This is a genomic window from Butyrivibrio sp. FC2001 (assembly GCF_000424125.1).
In the GTDB taxonomy this organism is placed as follows: domain Bacteria; phylum Bacillota; class Clostridia; order Lachnospirales; family Lachnospiraceae; genus Butyrivibrio.
The window spans coordinates 21082-32752 of record NZ_AUJH01000028.1 but is presented as its reverse complement, the minus strand read 5'-3'; the positions used below and the strand labels follow the sequence as shown (position 1 = coordinate 32752).

The 11671-nt window shown below is 42.2% G+C and carries 15 protein-coding genes; all 15 read right to left on the bottom strand.

The window, feature by feature from the left end; genetic code table 11:
• Positions 1-514 precede the first annotated feature (514 nt).
• Positions 515-1198, bottom strand: a complete 684-nt coding sequence (locus G601_RS0112790; protein ID WP_026665603.1) for a hypothetical protein — start codon at positions 1196-1198, stop codon at positions 515-517.
• Between the two features lie 110 nt (positions 1199-1308).
• The gene (locus G601_RS0112785; protein WP_026665602.1) at positions 1309-2166 is read right to left on the bottom strand and encodes an AAA family ATPase; all 858 of its coding nucleotides are present in this window, start codon (positions 2164-2166) and stop codon (positions 1309-1311) included.
• Complete coding sequence (locus G601_RS0112780) at positions 2163-3059, bottom strand: J domain-containing protein (RefSeq protein ID WP_026665601.1); 897 nt, start codon at positions 3057-3059, stop codon at positions 2163-2165. The genes G601_RS0112785 and G601_RS0112780 overlap by 4 nt, the downstream gene beginning before the upstream one ends.
• A gap of 20 nt (positions 3060-3079) precedes the next feature.
• Complete coding sequence (locus tag G601_RS0112775; RefSeq protein ID WP_026665600.1) at positions 3080-3757, bottom strand: hypothetical protein; 678 nt, start codon at positions 3755-3757, stop codon at positions 3080-3082.
• A gap of 87 nt (positions 3758-3844) precedes the next feature.
• A complete protein-coding gene (locus G601_RS0112770) occupies positions 3845-4063 on the bottom strand; it encodes a hypothetical protein (RefSeq protein WP_026665599.1) in 219 nt (72 codons plus the stop codon).
• A 93-nt stretch (positions 4064-4156) separates the two neighbouring features.
• Positions 4157-4903, bottom strand: coding sequence for a peroxide stress protein YaaA (gene yaaA, locus G601_RS0112765; RefSeq protein WP_026665598.1), 747 nt, complete (start codon positions 4901-4903; stop codon positions 4157-4159).
• Between the two features lie 81 nt (positions 4904-4984).
• Positions 4985-5722, bottom strand: coding sequence for an MmcQ/YjbR family DNA-binding protein (locus G601_RS0112760; protein ID WP_026665597.1), 738 nt, complete (start codon positions 5720-5722; stop codon positions 4985-4987).
• 312 nt (positions 5723-6034) lie between these two features.
• On the bottom strand, positions 6035-6256 hold the full coding sequence (locus tag G601_RS0112755; RefSeq protein ID WP_026493038.1) for a DUF2614 family zinc ribbon-containing protein: 222 nt from the start codon (positions 6254-6256) through the stop codon (positions 6035-6037).
• A gap of 159 nt (positions 6257-6415) precedes the next feature.
• Complete coding sequence (locus G601_RS0112750; RefSeq protein ID WP_026665596.1) at positions 6416-7420, bottom strand: DNA/RNA non-specific endonuclease; 1005 nt, start codon at positions 7418-7420, stop codon at positions 6416-6418.
• Positions 7421-7448: 28 nt separating this feature from the next.
• On the bottom strand, positions 7449-7652 hold the full coding sequence (locus tag G601_RS0112745) for a hypothetical protein (protein ID WP_026665595.1): 204 nt from the start codon (positions 7650-7652) through the stop codon (positions 7449-7451).
• Positions 7653-7690: 38 nt separating this feature from the next.
• The gene (locus G601_RS0112740) at positions 7691-7903 is read right to left on the bottom strand and encodes a hypothetical protein (RefSeq protein ID WP_026665594.1); all 213 of its coding nucleotides are present in this window, start codon (positions 7901-7903) and stop codon (positions 7691-7693) included.
• 27 nt (positions 7904-7930) lie between these two features.
• Positions 7931-8440 carry a hypothetical protein gene (locus tag G601_RS0112735; protein WP_207638050.1) on the bottom strand — a complete coding sequence of 170 codons (510 nt, stop codon included), beginning with the start codon at positions 8438-8440 and terminating at the stop codon, positions 7931-7933.
• Between the two features lie 796 nt (positions 8441-9236).
• Positions 9237-9587 carry a hypothetical protein gene (locus tag G601_RS27450; protein ID WP_442852397.1) on the bottom strand — a complete coding sequence of 117 codons (351 nt, stop codon included), beginning with the start codon at positions 9585-9587 and terminating at the stop codon, positions 9237-9239.
• Positions 9588-9682: 95 nt separating this feature from the next.
• A complete protein-coding gene (locus G601_RS0112725; RefSeq protein ID WP_026665592.1) occupies positions 9683-10726 on the bottom strand; it encodes a tyrosine-type recombinase/integrase in 1044 nt (347 codons plus the stop codon).
• Positions 10716-11669: a tyrosine-type recombinase/integrase gene (locus G601_RS0112720; RefSeq protein WP_026665591.1), complete on the bottom strand. Its 954-nt coding sequence runs from the start codon at positions 11667-11669 to the stop codon at positions 10716-10718. Before G601_RS0112720 ends, G601_RS0112725 begins: the two co-directional genes overlap by 11 nt.
• Positions 11670-11671 lie beyond the last annotated feature (2 nt).

The window sequence follows — 11671 nt, the reverse complement described above, 5'->3', positions numbered from 1 at the left end:
TCTCACAGTTCGTTGTTACTAGGCTAATGCAACCTCTGTGAGACCTCCACGCTTAAGGTGCACGCTCTTTCTCTCCATATATCCGCCACATTTACTCTGCTACTACAAAAGTGATAGTTATTAGACTTCGTTGCTCTTGGCCAACTTATCTCTCGTAGCCTAGCCTTATATGTGATTTCTGTCCGTCGGACCAGAGATTTGCTTACAGCTTCCTTCAGATTCCACCTCACGATGGACACCCTTGCTGTTCGGCTATACACTTCCCACTATCTGGGCGTGTTCGGGACTTGCACCCGTTAGAGCGCGCCCATGGCGCGCAAACCAAGAAAGAATTTCGCTTGCGAAATTCTCGCGCCGAGCGCGGTTGCAGAATGCAACATATTCCATTCGCGCGAGTGCGCATCCACGCGGAGCGTTTTAATATCATAGGAAAGCAATTTCCTATGATATTAAAAAAACTTCTATATAACCGATGTTCCGGTATATAGAAGCTTTTGTCTATTTTAAATCACTATTATTCTGTTATCTCTCCACCTGCTTCACGTAAATCGAACAGTGAAACAATTTTCAGATCCTTCTTCTCAGGATCAATATCTCTGAACCAGATGTTTCCGTTATCGATACATGCTCCCTGCCAGTTAGCCCACAGATCAGCGTTGTCCCATGCAGCAAGAGAAGTCATGCCTTCCTCGCTAAAGCCTGTGCTGTTAGCGTATGCAACAAACTCTTCCTTATTGTTGCAGAGGTTTTTGTCTTCCTCTGTGCCGATCGGATACTCGATCATGTCTCCGACTGTTTCCCAATCCTTGGCAAGTACGGCATCAACTACCTTCTGAGCAAAGCTCTCTACTTCCTCGTTGCTGGCATCTGTGAATACGACATACTTAGCTTCATCATCATCGCCCTCTGTTGCAGTAGCATCAGTACTGTCAGCTGTTGTATCCTCAGTAGCGTCTGTTGCCTCTATAGCCACCCCATCCTCTGTAGTTGTTGTAGTCTCAGTAGCTGCTGCATCTTCCTCTGTAGCTGCGTCAGCTTCAGTTGTTGTCTCCTCTGTAGCCTCAGGAGCAACTATATCCTCGTCAACTACTGTTGCTTCAGATGTTGTGTCAGCAGTGGTATCTGCTGCGCCTCCACAAGCTGTTCCTCCAACGCAAATCATAGCCATAACTAATAATGCCACAATTTTCCTCTTCATATCATGCCCTCCATATTCTGTAAAAATTTTAAAATACAAGTCGCCATGATAACATGAGAATAAGTCCATTTTGTGAACTGTCTGAAAAAAACATACAATTTAATAAAATCTTAAAAATCTCCCCTATGCTTTTCAAAGAACTCGAAGTAGGTCCTGACGCCCTCCAGCTCTGTCCATTTCTTGATATCAACCGGGCTCTCATCCAGGTCATATATGAGCGCTCCCTTTAGCGATAACAAAAACGGCGAGTGGGTCGCAATTATAAACTGACAGCCAAAGAATCTGGCTGAATTCTGGAGAAATTCAAGGAGTTCAAGCTGTCTTTGCGGGGAAAGCGAGTTTTCAGGCTCGTCTAAGAGATACAGACCATTGTCCTTTATTTTCTCCGTAAAATACTGCAGTGCACTTTCTCCGTTGCTGTGCTCCACGATATTATTCCCAATAGACTCCCTGACGTACCTTGACTGTGTCTTGGAACGAGCGGCCACAACTTTTTTCAGCTGCTCATAATCATCCAGCGACTTCATCTGGAATTTGGAATGCCTGTTCTCGATCCACTCATCAAAGACCTGCTCCCTCTTCCTGTCAACGCCATCATTTAGTGCCCTCAGATTCAGCATGAAATCAAACACGTCATCGCTGGTGATCATCCTGATCTCCTCAGGCTCCCCTTCATAGGTCATCTCATACTCGCACATTCCAATGTAATCGCCAAAGAAGGAGCTTTTGTTAAACAGTGTATCTCTCCCAGCCTTAAGTTTCTCTGCCATGAGATTCAGGGCTGTGCTTTTTCCCGAGCCATTATTTCCATATAAAATTGTTATTTCCGAAAAGGTCAATTCCCGAAGCAGATTCTCTGAGAACACTCCAAATGGATAAAAAGAGGCATAGCATGTTCTTCGTATATAGTTAACGAACTGCTCCTCAATCTCCACTCCCGGAAACCGAAAGGAGTCTATGTATCTCATTCCCTCTTCCTCCTTAACGCTTCGAGTATCTGCTCCTTATAGGATACCGGAATGTCCTTAAGATTCTTTGGAATCCTTAGCGCGATTCTTATCATGATGCTGTTCCTTTTTCTTCCCGTCTTAATGAGTCTCATCATCTGGGCTGTCACCTTCACCTCGGGCTCCTCCAGGAGCGGTAGCAGCACGTAATAAAGCGCATCATCGTCAAATGATATATCTCCAAGAAAAGTGCCTGTCACCGGATTCTGCGCCACTGCCCTGTTATCGGATAGGAAAATATCAACCGGTTCGCCTTCGTGGAACACTTCTACACTGCTCCTTGGATTTTCCTTGATATATCCTGAAAACTGGTACTCCTCCGTATCCTCTGTAGCACCGACAGGTTCACCCAGTTTTCTTGCTGCATCCGCCGGGAATATATACTCCTGCATCATAAGATGGAAGACTCTCATGAGGCTCTCTTTAGAAGGTGTCTCTCCCGCTCCTGATACGACATCCTTTGCAGCTTCAAGAACGCTTTTTGTGAAAAACGGAAAATCCTCAAGATCGGGATCCCAGATATATTTACCCTCAGCCACTTTTGACAGCGGGAGCTCTTCATCATCATAAATCCTGTACTGCACGTACACCGACCTGTCACTGAATGCGCCTTCATTAACCGCAGCTTCCCAATCCCAGGTATCTATCTCTTCTGCGCTGGGTTCCAGATTCTCCCTGACCGTCTTGTAGGCCTCGATGACCTTGGTTATCATCCCGTCATCCGAGGTTTCTCCCCTGTGCTTCTTAGCGTCCGGGTGGTGTAGGAAAAGAAGTCTTTTATACTTTTTCTTTATTGTGTTTTCATCGTCGCTCCTTGATGCACCAAGGATGCGGTAGGCTTCATTTATTTCCATAAGTACTCTTATTTTCCTTGTTATTCCGTCTTACTAAGGATTCTCCCGATCTCCTCATCAGCGGTCAGGTCGTATACCATGCGGTAGCAGTCGAGCGCCTGCTGCCTGTCCCCGGCTTCATCAGCCTCCTGGGCAGCCCTATATAAAAGCGCCAGTGTGACCGGGTTAGCCTCTGTCGGGATGTCGTTTTCCTTTAAAAGCTTTTGTATTTCACCAAGGTCTTTATTTGAAACCTTTTTTCCGGTGGCTTTTTCCAAAAACTGAAGCTCAGCGTCGGCCTGCTGTGACTCTCCAAAATATTTACTGTACAGATAGCATGCTGATGCGACCTCCGGCTTATATTTTTCCAGATAATACCAGCCAAGGTTCCTGTAGTAGGCAGCAAGCTCCGCTCTGGTGCAGCAGTAATTATAGGACTCCGTCGTGTAGGAGTACTCGCCTTCAATATCTCCAAGCTGCTTACAGCACAGGATTATCCCAAGGACCGCTTCCATATCCACAGGATTCTCGAGATGGGCACTGATCCATTCCTGCTGCGCCTTCGCGTAATCTTCCGCAGCAGTCAGCTCCCTCGCCTTTGTCTTATGGGGGGTCAGCGTGTCCTCATCTGTAATCTCATATTCGTTATCGCCAAGGCAGTAGTATTCATACAGGAACACCTCTGAAATGTGCCCAAGGCATACCTTAATTCGTGCCATTTTTCCTCCGTAATTTTACCAAACATTCCTATTCTAAATCTCTTTACATTATAAGAGCGGTACCTTTTCGTACCGCTCCGATGATTCTTATTTCTTAAATAATCCGCCCGCGAGATCCTTGATATCATTAAGATCAAGCTTTCCATCTGCTACAGCAGCCTGCACCTTCTTAATATCTGACTCGTCCACATCGATGTTTGCTTTCTTTAAAAGCTCCTTGGCCTGAGTCGGATCCGCCTTGGCTATCTGCGCCATTAACTCTTTGTTACCACTAATCTGTTTGAGAATTCCTGCTATGTCTGTCATTTTGCACCTCCTCCAACGATGTATGTAATTTCGATAAAAACATTATACTACTAATCGTGTGCAACAAACACTACAATGCTCATGACTTCTATCTCATTTATTTTTCACAAACACGATCTCTGTGTAATCGGAAAGGTCGTCCCTATAAACATAACCAAGTCTGTCGAACTTCCTGATATCTCCCGGATCCTCGATCTGGTTCTCAGCCATGAAGCGAACCATTTCTCCTCTGGCCATTTTCGCATAGGTTCCCTTTGTTACCAGCTTGTCACCGGACATCTCACAGAAGTTAACGGTGATGTAGCGATCGTCTTCCTTCAGATATTTCTCTATACATTTGGAGTACTCCTTGGATGCAAGATTTATTATTACGCCGCTCCCATCGCTTACTTCGTCGTAAAGCCTCGCTCCCCACAGATCGTATAAGTCCTTGCTTCCATCTATGCGAGCCTTGGCCTGCATCTCAAGCCTGTAAGGCGTAACTCCGTCCATTGGCTTTAGCACTCCATAAAAACCTGACAATATTCTAAGGTGCTCCTGAACATAATCGAAGCTGCTATCCTCAAATACCGCGGGAGCCATATACTGAAACGCAATGCCCTCGTATGAAAGTATCGCAGGTGTCAGCCTTTTACGAAGATCCATCTTGGCTATACGCTCATAGTTCTGCTCCGCAATCTTATCATTGCAGTACCAGAGCTTCTGCAGATCGACGTGCGACTGCTTTCTAAGCCAGTCCAGTATCTTCTCTGTCTGCTCCAGGAAAACCGGCAGCCCTTTATATTCAAGCTTGTCAGTATCAACATTCATTTTCTTTGCAGGTGAAAGGATTATTCTCATTGCAGCTCTCCCTACTTTTTATTTTTGAAATATGGTTTTTATTTTTTCAATATCTCTTTTTATTCTTGAAATGCTGTTTCGTTATTTTAGCGCCAAGCTAAGGCTGTTTGTTATTCCTCTTGGTCCTCTAATCGCAGTAATTCCATACTCATTCTTAAGAACTTCAAACGTAAACTTATCCGGTTTATATCTCTTTTGCAGCTGGATTTTCATCAGCGCCTTGATCGTAAGATTCTTATCCGAATAATCATAGGGAATATCCGTCTCGATAACCTTACACTTGTACATAACTGCTGACACCGGAGCTCCCACATACATGAAAACCGTATCTCCTTTGATTATGCCGGCTCCCTGCTTCCAGTCGATGATCTTTTCAGTATCAAAAGCATGCACTATATCATAGTACTTGGGATTTGCAGGGATTATCCATTCTTTGGGTTGCCTGAATTTCTTCTTTTGCCCTGCTGACGCGGTCATTTCAAAACTGGCATCAATCTGCCTGCATATTTCCTCAAACGAAACTGTTCCGTCCAGCACGATCGTGATCCAGTTGCGCTTATTCATATGATATCCCGGATAAAAACGTTCCTGCTGCAACAAAATATCACGAAGCATCAGGTCATCAATTTTCACATCAATAATATCCACGCGCTCAGTACCGGGTCTCCCGATCTTATCGGAGTCCACATCCATCACAATTGCAAACCACTTCCGGTTATCGGAATGTCTGAAAACGGAGTAATTAGGATAACTTCTCCACAATTGTTCCGGATTCGAACCATATTTCTTTTGAATGTACTTCTCAACGTCTTTTCTCATCCCTACCCCCTAGTCTTTCCAGCAATTCTTTGTTGCGCTCCAGCATATTATAATCTAAATTGAGAAAAATAATTGTTTTAAGTTCGTTTTAGGTTCACCTGCTATTATAAGTCCATCGGGAGGTGAAAACCTTCTGGAAATCGAAAGCAACACACTTTTCTTCATTTACTATACGCCCGGGGCTTACCCCAGTTCCGGGCAACTCCAAAAATAATGCCGCAGCATTGGTCTAATTGCCTTCAAAAGACCAACTACTGCGGCTTAATTATTGTCATTTATTGTATTTGGCTTACCCGTCCTTTTGTCCGGATATCAACCATCAATATGAATATTCTCAAAGCAATGTGTGCACTCAACATCATCCTGCATCACATCCACTGTTGTGTATTCATGGCAGTGAGGGCAGTTGATTTCCATCATCTGTGTCTTTGCTGCTTCCGCTGTCATATGTCCGTTTACACCGGCACCTGCTACAATTGCAACTGCTGCAATTACCATTGCTATTCTCTTTACAATCATGATCCCCTTTGCCATTTTCCACACCTCTCTCAAATCTATGTTTTTGTTTCGTTGTTATCTTTGTGATGAAGTAATCATATCAATCCTTCTATCACAGTTTTATCACTGCCTGTCATCCATTAGATATAACGAAAGAAAAGCGCCAAAATCTTCAAAGATTTTGACGCTTATTTTTCATGGTTTGCACCTTCCGCAGGGCTTAAATCCCTGCCCTATCACCTCGTCTCTGGTTGCATCCTCAAAATAGACTTTATTTTTCTCCTTCATATCTGAGACGCTATCGCAGTCGGGGTTATGGAATACATGGGAGTTTCTGTTGCCGATATAGGAATAAGTTTTTTCAGAAGATGATCTGGAGATGTTTTCTGTATTCTTTTTGGCATTCTTTTCTGTATTCGTTTCGGTTCCGTTCCCCACAAACTCATCCATAGAATAGGTGGTTAGACCATTTTGACTGCTGCTAGAATCCGCGTTGTAATTCCTATCTGGCTTATTGGAGCCATCGGTATAATCAATGATCACACCAGGCTGCACGTTGTAACAAAAGACATTGAAGCTAACACCTTTACCATTATCCTCAACAGACAATGCCTCGATCTTCACGCCATCACATAAGAGATTATTGCCATCAAACACAGGTGTAACTCTGTACATTACATGATTACTTGTGCTTCTGATATATTCCGCAACCTCGTTCTCATAAGGCAGCATTCCTTCCACATTCATGTACCTGGTACCGGTTATGAGATTCTGCTCATTAGCATTCTCTCCTGTCAGCTGGAATCCGATCATATGGCATCTGTTATAGAGAAACGGAGGATCAGAATCAACCAGTCCCGGATATTTCTCCTGCTCCCAGCCTGTGGGCTTCACCATGCTTATTGACTCACGGTCCTTGGTTGGCATGAGATCCTTACCAATACACGCCATGGCAGGAGTGCATCTCCCAAGCTCATCCAGCTCACCATAACTTTCATACGATACCTTTGTTATCTCACTTTTTGTAAACTCAGGCTTATTATCATTTATCGTGACCGAAGGCCTACCGCTATATGCAGGTATCTCTCCGCCCGCAGTTTTCCTATTGGCGTAGGCTCTGCCACTTGTGATACATGCTCCAACGATGACAGCTACAAGTATAAATAACCATATGAAATTGTACTTATTTGCCTTTCTCATAACCGGCTCCTACCCTTTTAAACTCCAATCAGAAGTCATCCTCATCATCGTCAGCACCCATGGCCCAGAGCCATGCCTCTTTATCAGCACGATCTCGTTCCAGCTCTTCCTGTCTGCGATAGAATTCCCTTTTCTCTGACCAGGACATATTCTTAGTCAGCTTCTCTATCTCTCTATCAGTTAATCTTACATCATGTTCATCATCATCAGAAAATAATCCAAATAATCCCATAGTAGACCTCCTTTTGTTACATCAACCCTAACCGGAAATCAAGCGTGTAAATTCTGTTTGCCAAGCTCATCAAGGAGCTTTTGAGTTATCTCTTCTATCAGCACTGCACAAATAAGTATTGCTATTAGTATAATACTGATTATCCTTATTCCCAGCTTCTTTGATTTTTTGAGAACTGTCCCTTTATTCTTTTTTAGATACCTATAGGCCAATACGATAATTGTGATGAAAAAAATCAAAATACTTTCCATAACATCACACCTTTCATTTTGGACTTGTCAGTCGATATCTCCGTAATATCCGGGCATTGTATAGCCATCCTCACCTTCAGGAAGCCCTATTACATGAAGTTCATCCGCATCGTATACCCAGCCTTTACCTTCTCCCGAGTATCCTGAGGAATATGATTCATCGACATCACCATAATAGCCCGGCTTAGTATATCCGTTCGATCCTTCCGGAAGACCGATTACATGAAGTTCATCTGATGAGTATACCCATCCTTTTCCTTGTGTTGTCACTGATCCGCCACTCTGTGTATTGCTCTCGCTGCTACTGGATTTGTGATTGGGTTTCCTGGTGCTATTTGGTCCATCCAATGCATCGATCGCATCCTGCGTCAGGTTACCTGCTGCCTCCAGCTCATCCAGAAGCTTCTGGTTATATTCTTCATTCATACGATCCACCTTTTGACGCCATGTTTCTGCATGAGCCGTTGTGCCAATTGTTCCAACAATAATTCCAACCATTAAAAAAGTTGAAAATGTAATCATAGTCTTTTTCATCATCATTACTACCTACCTTTCAATGAAAACGATAATTACATCCCCAACAATTCTTTTTTCATGTCTCCAACTCGTATTTAATTTGTTTTCTATGATTACACTTTACTCCTTTTGGTGTCCAATAATCACACCTGCACACACGAATATTATTAGAATTTGTCGACCTATTTGCAATGCATTTATTTCAAATACCTGTTGTTTTTTCAATATTTCTCGATATCAACAGGCCCAAAAGCCAAATTTAGCATGTTGAAATTCCATTTTTCATTATTCCAACAGTCTCCAAGGCCTATTTTAACCTGTTGAAATTCCATTTTCCGTAATTCCAACAGTCTCCAAGGCCTATTTTAACCTGTTGTTATCCCATTTTTCGTAATACCAACAGTCTCCAAGACCGATTTTAACCTGTTGTTATCCCATTTTTCGTAATTCCAACAGTCTCCAAGACCAATTTTTGCCTGTTGATTTATTCCATAATTGGAAATACAACAGGATTCTTCTCTTATATTACTCCCTGGCAAACCGCCGATCGTAAACTGCCGATTTTGTTTGACATTCTAATTATACCTAATACAAAAATAAAAGCCCACAAAGTGAGCTTCATTTCTAAATCTATTTAACTGTGAATCAATGTCATTTAGTTAAGGGGAAAGTAAGTGTGTTGTTGAAAAATAATTAAGTTGTTTCTTAGAGTTTCATCATTAAAATTTGGATGAAGCATAATAATTGAGTAAAAAAGAGCACGCAAAATAGACAGATTTTCATCTGTCTCATAAAGATGTATACTACTTATGATCTTTTAGAACCTGTAAGCAAAGCTGACAGGTATTTGGAATCTATGCTGGCGGGCATAATTCCTACCAGGCCTGATGGGTAGTATATTCTGCCTAATCAGGCCTTCTATATTTGGTGGGGACTCTCCATTTTTTATGCGGATAAAGTAATGACATGCATTGAATGCCACTGTGAAATTGACTTGATATTCATACTTTCGCTTTGCCCTTTTGAGAACTACATGTTGAGTGATTATTGAGCAGAAATTGTAAAGAATTAGTTTGGCCCAAATTTCATGCTCTATATACTCTCTCTTTTTGGATCGAAAGTTACCAGTTCCAAGGATGTGTTTGAGCTCCCTGAAAGATGTTTCAATTCCCCATATGCCGATATTTTAGAAATGCCGATAATAAAAACTTTGAAATCCCATGCCTGAGCCTGTTGTCAGGCATGGAAATAGAATATCGGCATTTATTTTAAGCCGCACAGCCGTTTTAATACGTCTTCATCATCGGCATATTTAAACACCGCGTCATCTTTGAATACAGATTTATCACTGTCACTGAGCTTGTGGAGCGCCTCTCGTTTCATTTCTTCTGTAACCTTGGCATAAAAGCGCGTTGTTTCTACATTTGAATGCCCAAGCCATTCTGAAATAGTTGGAAGTGGTACTTTTGCCTGATACAGATGCATGGCTCTTGTTCTTCTGAAGAGATGTGAATGGAGATGAATAAGATCTGGTTTCTTTTTACGAAGTTCATTTTCACATTCTGACAGTATTCTGCTTACATTGTCACTTGACATCTTGTTTCTTCGTCCATTTCGGAAAGAATAGAACAGGTAATCCTGTTCATTTTTCTCTGGATGATACCGCTCACAATAGCTGCAGTATTGTCTCCAGATTTCCTTTGATAATGGAGTTATCCTATGTTTATTACCTTTGCCATAGAAATGAACATCAGCCTCTCCATTTGATGTAGGCTTTATATCATGTGGTTTAAGTGACAATACTTCATTGATTCTAGCGCCGCTTTCGTAAAGTAACGAAATAAGGAAGTGATCCCTTGTTGCATCACGATTGGTATCAACACAATTCAAGATGCTCGCCACTTCATCTGTTGTTAGCCATGTGAATTCTATAATCCGGTCATCGTCATAATCGTTTATTTCACGGATTTCTTCAAATTCATCAGAGGTTAAAGCTTTTTTCTTTAGCAGATAATGGCAAAAGCCGCGTACATCAGATAGTCTGTGATTTACAGTAGTTGCCACGTTTTTCCGTTCAGTATTCAACCATGACATAAAATCAATGACGTTAGCCTGATTAAAATCAGATGCCTGTAATGTAAGCAACGACACACCCTTTTTGGTTCCAAGATAATCAATGAACAGATTTATGCTATACCTGTATGATGCTATAGTGTCTTCATCACGGTTTCTTACACGTGGAAGGTAAACTTTTATAAACTCACCAATAAGAGACACCAGTCGTGGATCCTTGGCACTAATCCTCATCACAGGACACCTCCTCTCCGTATATCCTGGAGAGCATATCCCAATCGATGCCCTTTGCTTTCCGAAGATTCTCGGGAAGCAGATGAACATAGTATAGTGTAGAGGTAAGCTCAGAATGCCCCATATAAGCTGAAAGATATGTAAGAAGTTCCATAACATCTTTCCCACTATTGATCCACTTGATGATATTCCTTGACACAAAAGCATGCCTAAGATCATATGGGCGGGGATTACCTTTCCACTGTATACCACATGTTTTAATTATCCTTCGCCAAACATTGTTGTACCAGGATGTTTCATACTGAGTCCCATCCCACTTTTGAAAGAACCATTCCCGTTTGCCTGCTAATGCATCATACCTTTTGCAGAGTTTTAACATATCGTCAGACATGATTATGTGACGATCTTTATGACGTTTTGATTGGCGAATATATAAATCACCTGTATTAAGGTCTATATCTTCCGTGCGTATTGCAGGTGGTTCCTGTGGACGTAATCCACAGCAGTAAATCAAACGGGAATATACAGGAAGTACTATCTCAGGAAGAAATCTTTTACCGCACGTTGCTCCTTGAACCGAGTCTATTGCATTAAACAGACCTGAAAGTTCCGCATCAGTAAAAAGATATGGATTATAGGCGGTTCTTCTCACAGTGTAATCACTATCAGGGATATAGTCCTCATACCCCAGGAAGTTCAGATATCTGGTGTATTCCCTGAGCAAAGCGATAAATGCCGCTTTGCTATTGTTAGTGTAAGGATAAAATGCTAACCATTCATCAATCATTTCCGGCGTTACTAACTCCGAGTCAGGGAATTTTTCAACACAGAATCTTATGAATGGCGGAACGGAAGAACGATAAGTTGCAGTAGCATACCCAACAGATGCCCTATATGACATCATTTCCTCAAATGCATTATTCAACCTTTTTTCAAGCGTCATAA